The organism is Alteromonas sp. ABM1_013 (assembly GCF_056160505.1).
In genome coordinates, this window is the sequence record NZ_JBSWXH010000003.1 from 294,126 (window position 1) to 314,868 (window position 20,743).

10 protein-coding genes are annotated in these 20,743 nt (G+C 44.8%); 7 read left to right on the plus strand and 3 right to left on the minus strand.

The window, feature by feature from the left end:
- The first annotated feature begins 57 nt into the window (after positions 1 to 57).
- The 3 genes from ACXAGK_RS09695 to ACXAGK_RS09705 all read left to right on the plus strand — a co-directional run bounded on the left by ACXAGK_RS09695 (position 58) and on the right by ACXAGK_RS09705 (position 5,614).
- The gene (locus ACXAGK_RS09695) at positions 58 to 3,825 is read left to right on the plus strand and encodes an ATP-binding protein (RefSeq protein WP_474855990.1); all 3,768 of its coding nucleotides are present in this window, start codon (positions 58 to 60) and stop codon (positions 3,823 to 3,825) included.
- Between the two features lie 124 nt (positions 3,826 to 3,949).
- Positions 3,950 to 5,014, plus strand: coding sequence for an isoaspartyl peptidase/L-asparaginase family protein (locus ACXAGK_RS09700; RefSeq protein ID WP_474855992.1), 1,065 nt, complete (start codon positions 3,950 to 3,952; stop codon positions 5,012 to 5,014).
- 180 nt (positions 5,015 to 5,194) lie between these two features.
- A complete protein-coding gene (locus tag ACXAGK_RS09705) occupies positions 5,195 to 5,614 on the plus strand; it encodes a CBS domain-containing protein (RefSeq protein ID WP_474807327.1) in 420 nt (139 codons plus the stop codon).
- 265 nt (positions 5,615 to 5,879) lie between these two features.
- Here the strand turns inward: ACXAGK_RS09705 and ACXAGK_RS09710 are convergent, their stop codons facing one another.
- From ACXAGK_RS09710 to ACXAGK_RS09720, 3 genes are all read right to left on the minus strand, one after another.
- Entirely contained in the window at positions 5,880 to 8,135 is a 2,256-nt protein-coding gene (locus ACXAGK_RS09710) for a phytase (protein ID WP_474855994.1), read from the minus strand.
- Entirely contained in the window at positions 8,135 to 9,253 is a 1,119-nt protein-coding gene (locus tag ACXAGK_RS09715; RefSeq protein ID WP_474855996.1) for a metallophosphoesterase, read from the minus strand. The genes ACXAGK_RS09710 and ACXAGK_RS09715 overlap by 1 nt, the downstream gene beginning before the upstream one ends.
- 81 nt (positions 9,254 to 9,334) lie before the next feature.
- A complete protein-coding gene (locus ACXAGK_RS09720; protein WP_474855998.1) occupies positions 9,335 to 12,040 on the minus strand; it encodes a TonB-dependent receptor in 2,706 nt (901 codons plus the stop codon).
- A gap of 374 nt (positions 12,041 to 12,414) precedes the next feature.
- Between ACXAGK_RS09720 and ACXAGK_RS09725 the strand changes: the two genes are divergently transcribed.
- The 4 genes from ACXAGK_RS09725 (at position 12,415) to hrpA (ending at position 20,663) form a co-directional block, all read left to right on the plus strand.
- Positions 12,415 to 13,326 carry a diguanylate cyclase domain-containing protein gene (locus tag ACXAGK_RS09725; RefSeq protein ID WP_474807319.1) on the plus strand — a complete coding sequence of 304 codons (912 nt, stop codon included), beginning with the start codon at positions 12,415 to 12,417 and terminating at the stop codon, positions 13,324 to 13,326.
- A 62-nt stretch (positions 13,327 to 13,388) separates the two neighbouring features.
- Complete coding sequence (locus tag ACXAGK_RS09730) at positions 13,389 to 14,783, plus strand: helix-turn-helix domain-containing protein (protein ID WP_474856000.1); 1,395 nt, start codon at positions 13,389 to 13,391, stop codon at positions 14,781 to 14,783.
- 461 nt (positions 14,784 to 15,244) lie between these two features.
- Positions 15,245 to 16,591 (plus strand): Na+/H+ antiporter NhaC family protein, encoded by a 1,347-nt coding sequence (locus tag ACXAGK_RS09735; RefSeq protein ID WP_474856002.1) that lies wholly within the window; start codon positions 15,245 to 15,247, stop codon positions 16,589 to 16,591.
- Positions 16,592 to 16,691: 100 nt separating this feature from the next.
- A complete protein-coding gene (gene hrpA, locus ACXAGK_RS09740) occupies positions 16,692 to 20,663 on the plus strand; it encodes an ATP-dependent RNA helicase HrpA (protein ID WP_474856004.1) in 3,972 nt (1,323 codons plus the stop codon).
- Positions 20,664 to 20,743 lie beyond the last annotated feature (80 nt).

Sequence of the window (20,743 nt, forward strand, 5' to 3'; positions counted from 1 at the left end):
AAACAAACCATCTCTGACTAGTTTTAGGTTATTACAAGTTATACGGAAATTATTGGCTTGTCAGTCCTTCCATCTAAACCAGCGTTTAACGAAGCTAAAAGTACCTTTATATTGGCTACTGTGCTTGCTACCTTACTGATTGTGTTGGTTGTTAGTTTGTTTGAAAGCAGTATAAAAGCGACGGCTGAGAGTCAGGCGTTTGAGGCCTTAGAGAAAAGCGCATTAAGCGTGGAAAATGTCGCCGAAACACAGCTAGTCAAACATCTCAACGCCCTTAATTTTTTGCACCAAACGCCGCCGATAAGCGGAATAGTTAGAGCTACGCAGAACAATAAGTTAGACCCTAAAGATGGCACTACGCTTGATCAGTGGAAGCATCGCTTAGAAACTATATTTGTCGCTTTTATCGAAAATAACACAGAAATCGATCAGTTAAGGGTCATTAAGGTAGACGAAGAAGGGAACGAGTTCTTAAGGGTCGAGCGCGAGGGCGGGAGTGTTTTAATCGCCAGCAATACTGATTTACAGACGAAAGCAACACGCAATTATTTCATTGAAAGCGCTAAAAGTAATAAAGGACAATTTTACATTTCCGATATCAACTTGAATCGGGAATATGGAAAATTAGAATACCCCTACAAAAGCGTCATTCGGCTTTCCTTACCAATCTTTAGTCAAAGTGGCGAGCGTTACGGAATGTTAATTATGAACGTTAACGCGCAGTACATGCTTTCTCAAATGACCCAATCCTTAACGAGCAACCAGTCGCTCTATGTCACTGACCGTGATGGCTATTTTGTAGTACATCCCGATAGCCAAAAATCCTTTTCTAAAGACTTAAACCCGTCTGTAACGTGGCAAAGCGAATTCTCAGTATCTCAATTCAACGGGCGCGGAAAGATTACCTCCAAAAATGAAAGCCAGAGCGTACATTACGCTGTTTCAAGGGCGTTCACACTAGGAGCGAAAGGTCAGGGCTCAGGCTTTTACTTGCACATTTTACTACCGCAATCTCAAGTGAGTGCGCTGATAAATGAAAAGCGGCTGAGCGTTTACAGCGTGATTGGTGTCATCTCTATCATCTTTGTAAGCATTCTGCTTTTTGTTTATCGCAGTAATAAAAAGAATATTGAGCTAGCCAAAGTGCGTGGTGAATCAGCTGCTATTGTGGATATTTCAAAAGATGCCATTTTTAGTGTGGATTCTACGGGTATTGTCAAAAGTTGGAACAAAGCTGCGGAGTCCCTTTTTGGGATCCCCTCCCAGATAATCCTCAATCAGCATTATTCATCTTTCGAACCACTATCCTTATCAAGGTTAGAGGACGAACTTGTTAAAGGTGGCAAGCAAGTTACTTTCACCACGCCTTATGTCGATGATGATAAAAATGCGCGTTCACTATTGATAACTACCTCAACGATATGGGGAGAGCATTCACAGTTTTCTGGCGTTGCTGTAGTAATTAGAGACATTACGGATGAACAAAAAGCGAAAGATGCCATTGAGCGAGTCAACTTAAAACTTGAAGAGAAAGTGGTAAGTAGAACAAAAGAGTTGGTTGAGGCAACACAAGAAGCGCGTAAAGCAAGTAAGGTGAAGAGTTCATTCATTTCTAATATCAGTCATGAAATGCGCACTCCCCTCAACGGGGTAGTGGGCTCTTTAGCTTTATTAAAACGCCAACCGCTTAACGAGAAGGCTGAGCAACTGGTCTCCATGATGGAAATCAGCTGTAACAACTTAAACGTGCTTATAAATGATGTACTAGATCTTTCAAAAATAGAGGCGGGTAAACTGGATATTAACCAGCAAAATTTCGAAATACTCTCTCTTATCGAGTCTATTGCTAAAGTGTTCGCTATTAAAGCGGCAAGCAAAGGACTAGAGTTACTGGTGGATACCTCGGAAGTACCCAGGATAGAAATTAACTCAGATCCTCACAGAATTAACCAAGTATTGAGTAACCTACTTAACAATGCGATTAAGTTTACCAAAACAGGGCACGTTGAACTTACTCTGTTTTTAAGCGAATCGGTGTCTGACGTTCTGCAGTTACATTTCAGTGTTGAAGATACAGGTGTTGGTATAGCAAAAGACAATCAGCCCAAGCTTTTTTCAGCGTTCACCCAGGCCGATGCCTCAGTGGCGACACAATACGGCGGTACAGGGCTAGGACTATCTATTTGCAAGCAGTTATGCCAATTATTAGGTGGGGATATTACCTTTGAGTCGGAGTTAGGAACGGGGAGTAAGTTTTCGTTTTACATTTCACTTCCCGATACTACATCGGACAATGAAGCAAGTTCTGACAAAATTGAACAAGACGAAAAGTCACTTCTTAGTAACGTTAAAGTTGGCGTTTCATCTGCTTATTTACCGCTGCAAGCGCACATATGTAAACTTGCTGAGTATGTAGGCGCTACTTCTGAAGTCTTAGATGGGCCCGCTAGTGCTATTCAGTGGCAAGATTACAATGTACTTTTACTTGATGAATCCAGCGCTTTAATTGGTGAAATAGACAGAGAATGGGAGCGAAATGAAAAGGGCGGAAAGGTTAGCAAAATGCCCGTGGTTTATATTCTTCAAAAGCTAGAGGGGGCACCCTATGCGTTTACGCATTTGACGCCTTTGTACTTACCTAAACCCCTTTTCCGCTCTACGTTTATAACGGTAAAGCAAGGGTTAGATGTTGTTAAATATGGTGGTTTGATTAAAAAAGTCACCACTGAAGACAGCCTTAGTCGTGCACCAGAAGCCGAAAATTGGGCTGAAGACCAAATTAAATCACACATTTCAATTGAAAATACTCGCCTACTTATCGTTGATGACAATATGATAAATAGGGAAGTGGCTAAGGGCGTACTAGAGTGTTTACCTTGTAAATTATATACCTGCGCAGACGGTGAAGAAGTCGTTGCTTTTCTGCGTAAATGCGATGAAAAAGGGCGTCGTATTCATAGTATTTTAATGGATTGCCAGATGCCTAAAATGAATGGTTACGAGGCGACTCGTGCTATTCGAGAGGGAAAAGCTGGAGCAATGCATGCCGATGTCCCCATTATAGCGATGACAGCAAACGCTATGCTGGGCGAGAAGGAAAAGTGCTTAGGAGCAGGGATGGACGACTTTGCCACTAAACCGGTTATTGCAGATGTACTTATCCCAAAAGTCAGGCAGTGGCTAGTAAATCAAGTTACCAAGGTGGCTGGCACCGAGCTTGAAAATTCAGATATTGATTCCCAAAACGCTGAGCGCACCAAAACTTCTTATGCAGAACCCGCCAATAGCACAAGTAATAACGCGTCGTTGCCCCCCTTAGTAGACAGCTTGCTTGGCGCTATTGATAGAGATTTAGCGCACAGTACTGAGTCTATGCGCTCAATAGACGATTCACAGAACCACAATGCTAGTGATGATGTTCTTGTTCACTTTGAGGCTACCGACGCATTAGGTAAGCCTGAAGTTATTTCTAACGAGAAAACGAATACTGTAAGTGACGGCTGTTGGGAAAAAGAGGATGCTATAGCACGAATTATGGGTGATAAAGCTTTATTCTCTCGGGTTTGTGAGCTCTATTCTCAAAGCGCACCTGAAAAATTTAAACTTTTAGAAAGGGCTGTAGAGAATCAAGACTTTTCACAAATACAAATTCTGTCGCTTAAACTCAAAGGAATGTCTGCTGATATAGGTGCCGTGCAGCTGAGAAAAGATTTTGAATCACTTTGGGAGTTATCAAAAGTAGCTGATTGGGAGAAAGTAAAGGCGTTACTTCCATCTATCGGCGACGATCTTAATACCTTTTTAGAACTTCTTGAAGTAGCCTAGATTATCATCTTTTAGTGTGTCATCTTAATTCGCTATAAATACGATAATCACATCGCTCGTTTGTGTTGGTTTCATCTGCCACGGAACTAAGCGGTGTTTTATAACTTTTAAAGGAGTTAACCGTTTGAACCTTCCTCGCATTTTTCATCAGTCCAATAAAACTCGAAATACCTTATGTGTAATCAGTGCCTTAGTAGCTTCGCTAACGCTCGTTAGTGCTAACGCATCAGCGGCTGATACTCACCAAGAAAGCTCACGGGTTGCCATCGCCATTCATGGCGGAGCCGGCACTATTTTAAAGTCTTCGATGACGGCTGAAAAAGAAGCGGCGTATAAAAAGGTGTTAACGCAAGCAGTACAGCACGGTTATACCTTGCTGCAAGACGGTGTAAAAGGTGAAGTTGCGGTGGTTGAAACCATTAAAATTCTTGAAAGCTCACCTTTGTTTAACGCGGGCATTGGTGCTGTGTATACCTTTGACGGCGAGCATGAACTTGACGCGTCTATTATGCATGGCGGAAGTAAAAACGCAGGTGCGGTTGCGGGTGTTAAGACAATTCGAAGCCCAATAGAAGCAGCGCTGCTGGTAATGAATGAATCTCCACACGTTATGCTTTCTGGTAAAGGAGCGGAAGACTATGCAAAACAAAACGGCCTTGAGCAGGTGGACAATTCGGTTTTCGATACTGAGTTTCGCAAGCAGGCTCTAGATAAAGCGAAAGCCCGTATGGAGCAGGCTTCAAATGGTTATGGTTTACAGCAGGGCAACGAGCGCTTTGGAACCGTAGGGGCGGTGGTACTAGATGGCGAGGGCAACATTGTGGCCGGAACATCCACCGGCGGAATGACGGCTAAACGATACGGGCGTATTGGTGATTCACCGGTGATTGGTGCTGGCACCTATGCCGACAATGAAAGCTGTGCGGTATCGGCTACTGGGCATGGTGAGTATTTTATACGATACAACGTAGCAGCAGATATCTGCGCGCGGATGAAGTATCAAGGGTTAACACTAAACGACGCTGCAAATACAGTGGTGAACGATGTGTTAGTTGAAGCCGGTGGTGATGGCGGTGTAATTGCTATTGACGCAAAAGGTAACATTGCAATGCCGTTTAATTCAGCGGGTATGTACCGCGCTAGCATCGATGTAAATGGTAATGTGAAAGTGGCAATTTACAAAGATTAACCACTGTAAAATCTAATTGTTATATAATGTTAAATGTGCTGGCTTGTAGGCAACGAAAGGTCTAATCTTAAAGTGTGGGGGAAAATTGCTTTCACATGTGGTTAATAATAATTGAAGTGCCGTAACGCCTAATAAGTCGCAGTATCGGTCACGTTAGGCGCCACGGCTGGAGAATTGAAAATGGAATCGTTGCAAGTCAGTGATTATATGAATACTCACCCAGTGAAGCTTAATGTCGATATGCCCGTTGCGCAGGCTGTCGAAGCGTTGTTAGCCAGTGGGCAAAGTGGTGGGCCAGTGCTTGACGTAAAGGGAAAGGTCGTGGGCTTTTTATCCGAGCAAGACTGTATCGCTCAAATGATAGCCTCAAGCTATTATCGAGAACAAATTTGTAGGGTCGGGGAAATCATGAAAACGCCGGTGGTTTCGGTTAAGCCTTACATGTCAGTGATAGAGCTAGCGCAATTGCTGCTTAAAGAGAAGCCGCGGGTTTACCCGGTAGTAGATGATGATGGTGTGCTTTTAGGCTCAATTAACCGAACGGCCGTGCTTCGTGCCATTGACGTTCAATTAAATGATGGCTATCAGCGAGCAGGCTAGTTGATATTAGATTTTGCGCTGCCTATGTAAGCTTGTCTGCAAAACCTAAGGCTGTCTACGAAACCTAAGGCTGTCTACGAAACCTAAGGCTGTCTGCAATATCTAAGGTGGTATTTGCGATGTTTAAGGTAATGCAACCTTAAGCGCAATTTAGCTACAGCGATAAGTCAGCAAGTTTTGAGAGTAAAGGGAGAGGTTAAGCTTTAAACTTCCCCCTTTCTCTATTATCGGCGTGGGTGTTGATGGTTACTCACACCATGTGCCTTTAACCTTGTCTGTTTACTAAATCTCTTATTGCGTTTTTTAGCGTCGTACCTGCGACAAGTTTAAAGTTTTGCTTTTGGCTTGGCATTACGTTTCGGCCATCTTGTACTACCCACAGTCCTTCAGTAAAAGCACCACCAAGGTTGGCGTTCGTTGCTTCTAGTCCGTCAGTTTCCGAGACCCCATCAATTTGCTTTGCCTTGTCAGCAGCAATTTTAACTAGCCCCATAAGTGTTAACGTTTCAGGGTTTTCTTCATGTATGTGATAGATGGCGTAGCTGTTATTGCCCTGACTTGATGCAATGAGGTATTTTTTGTCATCAACGGTAAATAGTGCCAAGCCCTCTACATCAGCTTCAACCGGTGGTGTTATTGCTGAGATAAATGTAGGTGTATTATCAATAGAGCTGATATTTAGCGCCCAGATGCCTGTGGCCTCTTCACCAAGGTAAGCGGTATTGGTGTGGGTGTCTACCACGCAGCCTTCAGGCTGTGAGGGAAGAGAGAAGTTTTGACTCAATTTTCCTTTAACTGCTTTGCCTTGGTTGATTGATAATTCATATCGCTCGAAGCGACCACTGGTATCGTTCGCAAACACATGAGCTATACCGTTATTGACAAAAAGGCACATACCATAAATGTCGCTAAGCGTTGTTTTAATCTCACCTAAATGGGCGAGGTTACCGTTATGATCTATTTCCAAAACAGACAAGCTGTTATGTGTTCGGTTTGAAGCAACGGCAATATCAGTAAATTCTTTTTTACCGTCGATGTTCACAGTGTTTAGTGTAACCCGGTACCCAACATCAACGTTATTAACTCTTCCTATCGGCAGGCTCTGATGTTGCTTGCCAAAAAGGTCGTAGGTATTCAATGCGCCTTTTTTGTCGGTGCCAACAATGCGACTTTCTGAAGGGGTCTGTGAGTTAACCCAAATAGCAGGGTCGTCAGCTGCATCACCATAGTTTTGCACAGGCTGAGTTTGCGCTAAGGGTAAAACAGTGGCCACCTTATGTTGGGCAGAAGTATCGGAACCGTTTTGAGTGTTATCGTCTTTTTTAGCAAGACACCCATCGTTAAAATATGCGGCGGCCAAACTAGCCGGCAGTTCTACAGAATAAACCCTGCCCGATGCATCATCATCTACTACCACAGAAATTCCTTGCCCTTCTTTATTTGCAAAAGTAGCTAACTGAATAAATTCAGGTTCTATGCTTTCTGCGGTCCCATCTTCATCGCGCATCAAAGTTACGAACTCAGCATGACATTGACTTTGAAGCCATACGCCGCTTTTATCTGGGCTTACCCAACCGACAAGGCGGCTATTTGAATTTAGGGATGTAGAGGGTAAGACGCTCACGCCTTCGACTGGTGTATCTGCGTCATGAAAGATAAGTGTTTTCTCTAACTCACTTTCTATATGGGCGTTAATCTTCCATACCCCGGCGAACTCGTCCGCCAAATAGATGTTTTGTGTATCGAGGTCAACACTGCAACTTTTGATGCCAGGGCCTATGGCGAAACTGCGTAGTGATAAAAACTGAGCATGGTGCAGTTCATATTGATTAAGGGTGCCTGTGGCATCCACATTGATAATGTGAGGGTGTCCTTGCGCACTCATTGCTGCGCAAATGGCTTCTGAGCCTTTTGCGGGTTGGCTAAGCTGCTGTTGCACTGCCAGGGTGTCAACAGATATGCGATACGCTTCTATATGTTGCGTGTTGTTATTAAACACTACCAAAGACACCCATTGCTTGGTCGCAGAGCTAGCTACTTCAGCGTGCGCAAACGCATAGCTGCCTTCAATAAATTGAGTTTTACCTTGGCTGTTAGTAAGTGAAATGCCTTTATGCTCGTTTATTTGAAGGTCAATAGCATGGGTGTCTTCGTAAGAGTGACCTTTCTTTGACGACGCTACCTTAAGCGTATGATTGCCATGGGTGTCATTGTAAGACGCTGCTGGCATGGGTGTCTTTGTAAGTGCTGTGTTTTTTGCGCTGTTTGCATGGGTGTCATTGTAAGCGTTAGCATGGGTGTCTTTATAAGTGTGATGATTGTTTTGGTAATAAAGCGTTTGTTCAAAACCTTTTTTAAGATGTGTAAGCGTAAGTACAGTGCCTGTAGGCGCGCCTTCAGTTTTTGAGGCTGTCGTATCTTGAGCTGCACAACTAAAGAGTGTGGCTAGAGCACCGGTAAATACGACGGTCTTTGCTATTGCGCGGTGTAGCCTTTTTGCTTTTTCGTTATCCATTGTCATTATTGATCCTGAGTCGTGGTCGTCGAAGACGCTTTACTGGCGTTATTCATTGTGTGGGTGTAAATCGTCTTCCCATTGTGATCGATGTAATTAAGGAAGATGTTTTTAGCTGTCATGCTCACACTGACAAAGCCGCCGGTCGATTTTGCGAATTGTGTAAAGTCGTAGTTACTAACAGGGCGCACTTCTGAGCCGCCACCGGACACTACGTGCACTAGGTCATCCCCGGGTAATTGGTTGTGTTGAAGATCGTGCTCGTGCCCGGCAATGTAAAGGTTCACGCCATGTTCGTGAAAAATGGGTTCTAACACGTCTTTGATAGCGTCTGTTTTACCGTAGCGTTTACCACTTGAATAAAGTGGATGATGGCCTATGACAACTTTCCAGGTGTGTTGATCGTTGCCTAACATAGTATTTATCCAATCAAGCTGTTTAGATGCCCCTTGTGAGTAAGCTTCTTGGTATTTAGCTTCGCCTGCATAGTCGGGGTTTAGCGGAGACGTATCGATAAACAACAAGAGAGCTGAGCTTCCATCGTCAAGCTTTAACGTCTTACTGTAATACTGCGCCGGCATTTCCCAACGTCGACTCTTAGTGCTGTAATCTATTTGCGCCTGCCAGTTTCCTCGATAGTCATGGTTTCCCAACACAGGGTTCCAGTCGATGAATAAATGAGGTTGATGATAAATGTTTTCGTAAGAAGACTGCCAGTAAGGGTCGTCAACTGAGGCAACACCATTGTCGTAGAAGTTATCGCCGGTGGTTGCGATAAATTCTGCGTCTAGTTGGTAACTTGCAATATCTAGCCATTTAGCAACGTGTTTTTGATAAAAGTGACCGTTGCGGCCCCAATCACCTAACGTTAAAAAAGAAACCGCGTCATCCGGTACCGATAAACCTTCAACAGTGGTGTGCGCATAATAATTATGTGAATACTGCTCGTTGGTAGCCTTCGTATGATTACTAGCTACGTTAGTCTTTGCCGCGGAATAAGCGGGGCTTGTTTGCTCTGCCTTAACAAACTCTGAGGTAAGGCAGCAAGTGAAACAAAACGCAACCGCAAACAAGGTTGCGAATGTTGGTTTTGTGGTAGGGGCGAGTGTGGGTAAACCGTGCATGAAAAACTCTCAAAATCAGATGACGCAAGCCCCACGTTAGAAGCTTGCGAACATCTGAGCATTAACAACAAATAAAAGTGATTAGTTAAGCTGCCAAGTGAAACCTAGCTCAAAGGTACGGCCATACTCTTCGTACTGCGCGTTTTGACTGCGCGTATCAAAGTAATTATAGAAAGGCTCGTCACCTAGGTTAATGCCGTTGAAATACACCTGCATGCTGTCGTTAATGTAATAACGGGCCATGAAATCAATTTGTACATGGTCATCTTCAAACCTCAGCATGTCACCGTCAATTTCTTCGAAGTTTTCACTTTTATACGTGGTAGCAAGTCGTACACTGAAATCATTCGCTTCGTAACCAATGGTTAAGTTGCCAATGCGATCTGACTGGTTAGGTAACTGAGTTTCGAAAGTTTCACCGTCTAAGAATGTGGTGGCTTCAGAGTCCGTGAACGTTGCGTTCGCAGATACAATAAACCCGTTGTTAAAGGCTTTGACCCAAGACAGTTCTAAGCCCGTCAAATCAGCAGAGTCACCATTTATTGGCTGAATAACTTCTTCAAAACCTTCCCAGCCAGTGGTACCTGCAACATCTGCATACACAACAAAGTTGTCGATATTCTTATAGAACAATCCTGCTGAAATTACACCAATGTCACCAGGGTAGTATTCAACGGACAAATCGACGTTTTGCGCTTCATAAGGTTGAAGCTCTGGATTGCCCACTTCTGCCTCACGTTCCGTAATGAATACGCCATCGTCTTCTTCGGTTTTACTTTCGATAATTTGAAACGCAGCCACATCTTCAAACTTTGGACGTGAAATGGTTTGCGTGTAGGCGGCGCGAAGCTGTAGCTTGTCAGAAATCGTATATCTGGCGTTTACACTCGGTAGCCAGTAGTCATAGTCGCGTTCAGCTTCCCATGGTGTGTTGACCACTTCATCTACATCAGTTTGTTCGTTTTCAACTAGCTCTACGCGCATGCCTGACGTTGAGAAGTCGGTACGCTCGTAGCGAACACCGGCGACCAAGTGAAGCTTTTCAATATCAACGCTGCCCATTACGTAGGCCGCAAAAATATCTTCTTCGTTTACATATGTGGCACCGCGAGATTCAACTTCTGAATTAAGGCTGTCTACTTCAAGGCTTGAGCGGTTATCGTTAAAGTAGCTGCGCATTACACCGCGATTAAGCCCTGGACCGAAGTCACCGAGTGCATACTCTGGGCTAGCAGTACCAAACTGAGAGGCATCTAGCCCGTCAAAGTCACCATCAAAAATCGTGATGCTGCTGTCTCGGTCTTTTTCTCGGCTGCGGTATTTTGAACCGAATTTGAATTCACCAATGTATCCGCCTAGGTTAACAGGGCGTGATGCGTCAAATTTAATACTGGTTTCGGTATCTTTGGTGTAGTTATCTTCAAAACTGATTTCATCTACCTCGTAGGTAGATAAGTCCATGGCATCAGCGTTTTGCGACACTGTTGGGCGCATGGTATTTAAATCAGCGTCAATGCTGTCGTTTTCCGTTTTAAATACATAATACAAAGCGTCTGGTTCGTCTTCATCAGACTTTGCATAACCAAGTTGCCAGTTTGCTCTCCACGTTTCTAACTGGTGCTCACCACCTAGTGCCACAGTAAAGATGCTTTGGCTTTCGTAACGATCTTTACTTTCTCTTTCTATTTCCGAGTCTTCACCGTCGAAAGTGAAAATGTTGCCTTGACGGTATTCGTCATCAGAAAATTCGCTGTAAAGTGTGCGAAGGAAATACTGGTTGTTGAAGTCGGGGCGAAAATCAATGTTCAGCGCACTCCCTAAACGTTCGCGAGTGATCGTGTAGTCACGTTGCTCCAGCTCGTCATCACCGTTACTTTCAACGTTATCTGAACCAAAGTCTCTGTCAAAGTAAGAGATAGCGCCGGCCACACCCCATTCAGATGAAAGCTTTTTAGTAAAGGTTCCGGACAGTTTAGGACTGGTTTTATCCACTAAATCATTCTGACTTGCTTGTACAGTAACGCTTGCGGTATCACGGGCTTTATCAAAGGCACTTACGCTTTTTACCGCCACCGAGCCACCAATGGCGTCGCCATCCATATCTGGGGTTACAGATTTCGATACTTCTAATGTTTGAATAAGTTCAGAAGGAATAACGTCAAGTGCAACAGAGCGTACGCCTGACTCCGGCGAGGGAATATTTAGCCCGTTGATGGTTACGTTATTAAGGTTTGGGTCGATACCGCGAATTCCTACAAAGCGACCTTCGCCTTGGTCACGTTCTATAGAAAGACCGGGCAGACGTTGTAGCGATTCCGCAGCATTCTGATCAGGAAATTGACCAATAGCGTCTGCCGAAACAATAGACGAGATACGGTCAGATACGCGTTGCTGGTTAATGGCGCTTGCCTGTCCGCTTCGTTGGCCGCGCACCAGAATCTCATCGATGGTATCGCCGCTACCAAATTCGACGGCAGCGCGGGCAATACCATTGTCTGTCACGTTAATCGTTTGCGTGACGGTATCTTCACCAAGATAAGAGATTTCTAGTGTGTAGGAACCTTCAGGAATAGAAGGGAAGCGAAACGTGCCGTCTCTGCCAGCTTCGGTCATAAGTCCTAGCTCAACAATTCTAATTTGTGCGCCTGTATAGCTGCGTGCTTTGGCGGCGTCTTTTACTGAACCAATAATGACACCATCCGCCGCTAAAGCAGGCGACGCAACGCTAAGGCCTAGCGCCGCTACGCAGGCAAGTGTAAGAGAAGAGTACGCGGTTTTAATTTTCATTTATTTTCCAATCAATTAAGCAGTCAATAGGAGTGTGAAGTAAGTGCTAAGTTAATGACTAAGTACCCTAAGAATGCTCCATGACAGTTATATGACGATTGAGTGGAACATGGTGCTTACTTTCGGCAAATGTCGCTAATTCTCAAATCGGTGAGCTAAATTGACCCTGGCCTAAGTTTATGATTTTGTATGGTTTTGTCTTGTTTTTTTGCGTTCTTTGAATAGGTTGCCATCAATATGTCACATTGATGAGCCAAACTGACCCTCGACAGTTTCACCAAATTTGGGCAAGACTCTCGTTTTGTTTTAAGCGCTGGAAGCCGCTGGACTGGCGCGTGATGTATTCAATATTAGAGATTTCCAAAGAGAGCATTATGTTTACCTTTACAAATTCAACACAATTTAGACATCACAAGCTTTGGCTGGTATTTACGTTGTGCGTGGTAACTTTGGCGGTTTGCCTAGCTTTTATGTTTGGCAATGCAAAAGAAAGCACCGTGATATCTGGCCTAGATATTGTGGGGGAGGGGAGCATCGCTTTTTTAACGCTTGCGTGGATGCTAGCAGCGCTCGCTAGCCGTCCTCCTGGAAAAGTAACTAGCCTTCTTATTATAGGGCTAGGCTGTTTCTTGTTTTCTGTCAGTTTAGATTTTTTAGACGAATTTTTTCATTACCCCGAATCCGCTTACTGGATAAGTATGATTGAGTCTTACCCTGCTGCGGTGGGGATGGTAGTGATGACCGCGGCACTTTATCAATGGCACCTAGAGCAGCGTGCGTTAAATTTGCAATTACGACGTCGTGAGTGGGACGTTCGGGATCACGATGCTATCGATCCTATTACTCAACTTTACCGTGCAGAATATTGGAAAGCACAAATAAGTAAATTACAGCAATCCGGGAAGTCGGCTGTAATTGCCATCATCGATATCAATAACTTCTCTTTGTTTAACCAAAAGCACGGGTATACAGAAGGCGACAGGTATCTACACGACATTGCGCAATTGGTGATCATGAATTTGCGCCAGCAAGATCTAGCGTGCCGTTACGCTGGTGATAGGTTTGCTATTTTGATGCCAGACGTCTCGCCCATGCAGGCCGATGTTATCTTGAATGATATCAAAGTAAGTATTCAGCATCTGGCTTTTAGACATAGCCTCAATGCCAACGCTATTTACACCACCGCACGCAGTGCTCAAGTGACTTTGTTACCTAATCAGCGCCTTGCGACTGTGCTTAACACCATGCTGTTAGAGCTTGAGCGTTCTCATGACAGTGCAGCGTAGTTTGGACAGTTTGGTGAGACTAGTTGGTGTATGTGCGCGAAGATACCTGCGGTGAATATCTAATGGATTTAACACTACCACGGCTCAACGCACTGCGAGATTCTGCAAACGAAGATACAGCTGCAGGTGCTGAACGGTGTCATTCAACACGTGTATCTAGCATGGGTGTCTCTGCAAAAGATGATGTTGATGATTTAGGCGTGGGTGTCTGTGTAAGAGATGATGTTGATGATTTAGGCAAGGGTGTCTCTCCAAAAGGTCATGCTGATGAGTTAGCGGTGGGTGTCTCTGCAAAAGGTGATGTTGATGAGTTAGCAGTGGGTGTCTCTGCAAAAGGTGATGCTGATGGGCTTAGCATGGATGTCACCGGTAGTGATAGTGCTGGTAGCTATCATGTAGTGATGTCTAGCCAAGATAAAGTGATCGCTGGGTATTGGCTGGTACAGGCAGTGCTCAATGTGGCGCTCTCTCGTGGCGGTAATAAGAATAAGCTCTTGCGCGGTACAGGTATTTTTGAGGAGTCGTTACAACACAATTCGTTAGTAAGTATAAACCAATATTCATCGCTGTTAGCCAATGTTCACAGCCAAACCAAAGGTAACGATGTCAGTTTTTTACTGGGTGGTGCTTTCGCTTCGCAGTGGCTTACTAGTCCGCTACATGTGCTTAATACATGTGAAAATATTGAGCAGCTACTTTTACACCTTACTCAACGCCAAACATTTAGGTGGTGTAGCTTACCGCTATGTCAGTTTCAGCGGTTTGAAAGTGCCGACAAAATAATACTAGTGCCTCAGTTTACAGGCATGAGCAGCAAACAGCTTCAGTTCACTCTTGAAGTGGCATTTGCAACGCTGGTGGCGCTCATTAAAAATATTGCGAATAAGCGAATACCTTTGTCTTTTACCTTCACAGGCAGTCGACCGAAAAATATTGCTGATTATGAAACGCACCTTGGGCTTAAATTATCGTTTAATAGCCGTTTCAACAGTATTTGCATTGAAAAAGGTGCAGCAAGCCAACCCTTAGGGCTGACGGCTCGGCCTACAGACTCTGTTAAATCGCACGTTTCTTTAGAAAGTTTATCGAGTAACAGCGCAACGCAAACGAAGAAACGGACGTCTATTGAACAGCAAAACCGTTTGTCTTTACCTGATTTTGTGAGGCGTTACGTTTGTACATCCTCCAATACGCAGTCGCCAAATATCGGGTTGCCTGAATTGGCGGAAACCCTAGACGTCAGCGTAGCTACGCTAAAACGTAAATTAAAAGAGTACGGCACTAGCTATCGCGCTCTGTCCGAAGAAGTTCAGCGGAATCACGTGCTTTTACTTTTATCGGTGCACAAGGTGAGTAACGAGGCTGCGGCCAATGCAATGGGTATTAACGATTTGCCCAACTTTCGTCGTACGGTAAAACGACTAACAGGGAAAACCCCTAGCGAACTTAGAAGTTGATCAGAAACCGTAAAACGTGTTCGCCCCTTATTTGTCGAGCATAAAACCTCTGTAATTGACATCTCAGTGCACTATTAATCCTACGATATAACTATGTGACGCTGGCCCTTAACAATAAGATGGTTGTAGTCTCACTTTAAACAACGCAATACTCTTTGTCGCGTCAGCTTAACGTAGAACTACTATACCTGCCGTAATACGACGCAATTACAAACTTTGTAAGTCTCATTGAGAGGGGAATAATCTGTTAGGCCTGAAATGACATAGTCACTGGAAAGTAAATGTCTTTTCAATATCCTTAAAACCTTTTATCCTTTGCAGCTTTAGTTTTGCATCGTCAAAGACCAAAAAGATATGGTCTTGTTGAAGCTTGTTTTACGCACTCGCACCCTCAAGGTGGCTGTTCAGCGTAGCCTTTAAACTTTTGCTGTTACGCAATTAAAACCAAAAGAGAGTTTTCTGTGCACGAAAATAACGACATTGCACCAAATTCTATCGCACCCAATCCGTTAGGTTTAACGCCTATTTTGCTTTTTGTAATTCTTGTTGTAGTGACAGGAATTACCACAAACGATATTACTGCGATGCCTATTTTGGTGGCGTTTTTTATCAGCGCTGGGTATGGCCTATGTTTAAATCCGAAAGGTAAAAATGTCAGCTTCTCTGAAAAGGTACAAACCTTTTGTAAAGGTGGTGGTGATAAAAACATTATTCTTTTGGTGCTTATATTCCTGTTAGCCGGTGCATTCTATGCCGTGACTATTGATATTGGTGCTAGGGATGCCACGGTTAACATGGCGCTACAATTTGTGCCTTCCGCACTGATATTGCCGGGCCTGTTTTTGATTTGCTGTTTCATATCATTTTCCATGGGTACCTCCATGGGCACCATTACCGCGCTCTCACCCATAGGTGCAGGCCTTGCCACAAGTTTAGGGCTGCCGGTGGAAATGGCGCTGGGTATTGTAGTGGGGGGCGCTATGTTCGGTGACAACCTTTCGTTTGTTTCAGACACCACCATTGCCGCAACACGAACGCAGGGCGTGCAGCTAAAAGACAAATTCAAAGCAAACTTAATGGTGGCCGTGCCAGCCTGCATCGTAACCATGGCATTACTGCTTATGGTCGATGTTGATACTTCTGGCATTGTTGAAGGCGGCAGTTACGATTTTTGGCGCATAGTGCCGTACTTGTGCATTATTGCTTTCGCGCTAACAGGGTTTAACGTCATCAGCGTACTTGCAGTGGGTATTGCCAGTGCCTGCGCAGTGGGTCTGGTTCAGGGTAGCTTTACGCCACTTTCTATGATGCAAAGCATTCAAAAAGGGATGGGCTGGATGCAGGACTTGGCGATGATTGCCATAACCATAGGCGGCATTGTGGCATTAATGCACGCTAACGGCGGTATAACTTGGTTAATAGAACGCTTAACCCGTAAAGTCACGTCTAAGAAAGGCGCGGAATTTAGTATTGCTGGCTTGGTCAGCTTTTTAGACATTACGACAGCAAACAATACCATTGCGATTGTTACCGCAGGCCCAATTGCTAAAGACCTGAACGAAAAATACGGCGTAGACCCACGCCGTACCGCGTCATTACTGGATATCTTTTCGTGCAGCTTTCAAGGCTTAGTCCCTTACGGTGCGCAGCTTTTGAGTGCAGCGGCCGTAGTGGGCATTTCACCTTTGGCCATTACGCCTTATTGCTGGTACCCCATGCTTATTTTTGTGTTTGGTGTGGCGGCCATTTGGTTCGGTTTTCCCCGTTTTAAAACGGCGCAAGACGATGAATTAACCCAAAGCGCTTAAATTCTCGTAACGCTTAACACACTGGCTTTTTAGGGCGGTATCTTCTAGGATCACCGCCCGAATTTTATTGATGATTAGAAACTCGCTTTAGGATGTCACTTTGTCTTCACCACTTGCTATAAAACCTCTTTACAACAAACTAGACGATTGTTTAAGCGCAGATAAGTTTCGTTTGAAGCGCAGGATCACGCAGCTTGCACAAAAAGCTAATGACGCATCTGGCGGTAAAGAAAATGGGAAAAAAGAAGAGACAAAGCATTCAGTAAGCGAAGAAAGCCTTAGAAAGCAGTTCGAGAAGCTAGAAAGCGACATCAACACATCAATAGAAAAGCGCAATTGGCGTCAAAACAACCTTCCTAAGGTTGAGTACCAACCGCTGCCGGTTAGCGATAAAAAAGAAGACATTAAAGAAGCGATTGCGAATAACCAAGTGGTTATCGTTGCAGGTGAGACTGGGTCGGGTAAAACGACACAGCTTCCTAAGATATGCTTAGAGTTAGGCCGCGGTGTAAACGGTATGATAGCCCACACCCAGCCAAGACGATTAGCGGCGCGAAGTGTAGCCACTCGTATAGCCGAAGAGCTAAATACGCCCCTTGGTGAAAAGGTGGGTTTTAAGATTCGCTTTAGCGATCAGGTAAGCGAGCGAAGCTACGTTAAGCTTATGACCGACGGTATGCTGCTAGCTGAAATGCAGCAAGACCGCTTTTTAAATCAGTACGATACTATCATCATCGATGAAGCTCACGAGCGAAGCCTCAATATCGACTTCTTGTTAGGCTATCTGCGTCAGCTGTTAGATAAGCGCCCTGATTTAAAGCTTATCATTACTTCTGCAACTATCGACCCAGAACGATTCTCTAAGCATTTTAATAATGCGCCGATTATCGAAGTGAGCGGTCGTACTTATCCGGTTGAAATTCGTTATCACGCGCCAGAAGATAATGATGACGATATTGATCAAAGCGACGCCATCGTAAATGCTGTCGACGAGCTAATGCGCGAAGCGCCGGGCGATATCTTAGTGTTCTTAAGCGGCGAGCGCGAGATACGCGACACCCAAGATGCCTTGAGCAAACAGCATTATCGCAACACTGAAATCGTACCGCTTTACGCTAGGTTATCGGCAGCAGAGCAAAACCGCATTTTTCAGTCTCACAGCGGCAGACGCATTGTTCTTGCCACTAACGTGGCCGAGACCTCGCTTACGGTCCCCGGCATTAAATACGTAATTGACCCGGGCTTCGCCCGTATTTCACGCTACAGCGCCAGAAGTAAAGTGCAGCGTTTACCTATTGAGCCCATCTCTCAAGCGTCAGCGAATCAACGGGCAGGGCGATGCGGCCGTGTGTCTGACGGTATTTGTATTCGCCTTTATAGTGAAGATGACTATTTAGGCCGCCCAGAATTTACCGACCCAGAGATCCTGCGAACAAACCTTGCTTCGGTTATTTTGCAAATGCTTGCTTTAGGGCTAGGCGACATCGCTGCTTTTCCATTTGTTCAGCCGCCTGATAACCGCAATATCAACGACGGTTTTCGCTTACTTGAAGAAATCCAAGCTATTGCGAAAGGCAAAGCTAATAGAAAAACGAAGAAAAGCGGCAAGATGCAGCTTACCCCGCTGGGTCGTCAGGTAGCACGATTGCCCATCGACCCACGCTATGCACGCATGGTGATAGAAGCCGAGCGCACAAACGCGCTCAGCGAAGTTATGGTGATTGCGGCGGGGCTTTCAATTCAAGACCCACGAGAGCGCCCACAGGAAAAACGCCAGCAAGCAGACGAGAAGCACAGCGAATACCACGATAAAGATTCAGATTTCATAAGTCTTTACAACTTGTGGATGGCGTTTAGAGAACAGCAAAACGCACTAAGCCAAAATCAGCTCCGCAAATGGTGTAAGCAGAATTTCATCAACTATTTACGTATGCGCGAGTGGCAAGACATTGTAAGCCAGCTCAAAAAGTCTATTGCTGAACTGGGCTTCGGTATTTCTAAGCAAGAAGCCGACTATCAGGCTATTCACCAAGCTATTGCTAGCGGCTTGCTGTCGCACATGGGCTTTAAAGATAAAGACCGTGAGTATATGGGGTCACGCAATTCACGCTTCTTAATTTTTCCAGGCTCAGGGTTATCAAAGTCTCAGCCAAAATGGGTAATGGCAGCTGAGCTTGTAGAAACCTCTAAGCTATTTGCCCGTATGGTGGCAAAAATAGACCCAGCGTGGGTAGAGCCTTTAGCTGAACACGTTGTACAAAGAAGCTATTCAGAGCCCCATTGGTCTAAAAAGCGCGGCGCGGTTATCGCGTTTGAAAAGGTTACTCTGTTTGGGCTGCCCATAGTGATGAAGCGTGCGAAGGTTTATAGCCTTATCGACCCGCCAATCTGCCACGAGCTATTCATCCGCGAAGCCTTGGTAGAGGGCAATACTAAGCTCAATTACAGCTTCCTACAGGAAAATCAGGCACTGCTGGAACAAGCGGATGAATTTGAACAAAAGACTCGACGTCGCGACTTGATTGTAGATGATGAAGAGCTTGTAAGCTTCTACGCTAAACGTATCCCGGTTGAAGCCAATAATGATGCAGCGTTTAAGAAATGGTTTAGACAGCACGGAAGCAACGACAGTTTAACCTTTAAAGAAGAAGACGTGTATCGTCAGCAGCCTGGGCAGTCGGTAGCGAACGCGTTCCCTGATGTATGGCGTCAGGGCAATATTACGCTGCCGCTACGCTATAACTTTGAACCCAACGCTGAAGATGACGGTGTAACGGCAGTGATCCCGCTACCAGTGCTTAACCAAGTGGACAATGTAGGTTTTGATTGGTTAGTACCTGGGCTAAGGCACGACCTCATAGTAGGCTTAATTAAAACCTTACCTAAACGCTTGCGACGCAATTTTGTGCCTGCGCCTAACTTTGCCGATGCCTGCCTTGCTGATATCAGTGAAACGGACAAAAACAATCGCCCTGTGCCTTTGCTTGAAGCGGTTAGCGATAAACTTCGTAAAATGACTGGCGTTGTTATTGAAAGCGAAGAATGGAATTTAACCCAGCTTGATAAGCATTTAAAAATGCATTTTGCGGTAGTGAACGACAACGGTGATGATATCGCCAAAGGTGACGATCTTCACACGCTTAAGCAACAGTGCGCAGGGCAGGTCAAGCAAACCTTCGAGAAAGCCGCAACACCGGAGTTAGAGCGCAACAATATCGAACAGTGGGATTTTGAAAACTTGCCAGAAACCTTCGTGCAGAAAGTAGGCGGGTTTGAAGTTCAGGCGTTCCCAGCCTTAGTGCAAAAAGGCGATAAGGTGGATATTGCGCTCATTGAAGAAGCCGATAAAGCGCAGGCGCTACATAAGCAAGGCGTAAATGTCTTGATTAAAAATGCCATGCCGTCACCGCTTAACTATTTGCAAAGCAAATTACCGAACAAAGCCAAGCTGGGTTTGTATTTCAATCCATTTGGGCAAGTGAAAGCGCTGATCGATGACTGTATTTTTGCGGGTATCGACGCCATTGTTAGTGACTATTGCAAAACTAACGACACTGACATTCGAAATAAAGCTGATTTTGAGGCCTGTTTAGAGATCACACGAGCGAATATTAATGACAGAGTGTTAGAAATCGCCAAGCAGGTAGAGCAGGGGCTTACTCTTGCCCATCAGTGCCAAAAGCAGATGAAAGGCAATGTACCGCTAACGATGATTAACGCGTTAGGTGACTGTAAAGCCCATCTTGCGTCATTGGTGTTCCCTGGCTTTGTTTCTCAAATTGGTGAAAGTAGGCTGGACGATTGGAACCGCTATATTAAAGGCTTGGCCCGTCGCCTTGAGAAGCTACCTATTGACCCCAACAAAGACAGAATGCATCAGGTAACGGTAGAAAAGTCGATTAAGGAATGGGAGAAAGCGTGCAGTAAGTACCCCAAAGGTAAAGTGCCACATGCCCTTATCGATGTGCGCTGGATGATAGAAGAGTTGCGTGTTTCTCTGTTTGCGCAGCAACTTGGTACGGCATACCCCATATCAGCGAAGCGTATAACCCTCTATTTAGCAGACTTTTGATGACGTTCTCGATATAAACAATGTGTAACGCATAGCTTACCAAGCGCAAAGCGCTTCTACATAGGCTGGTTAATTATATT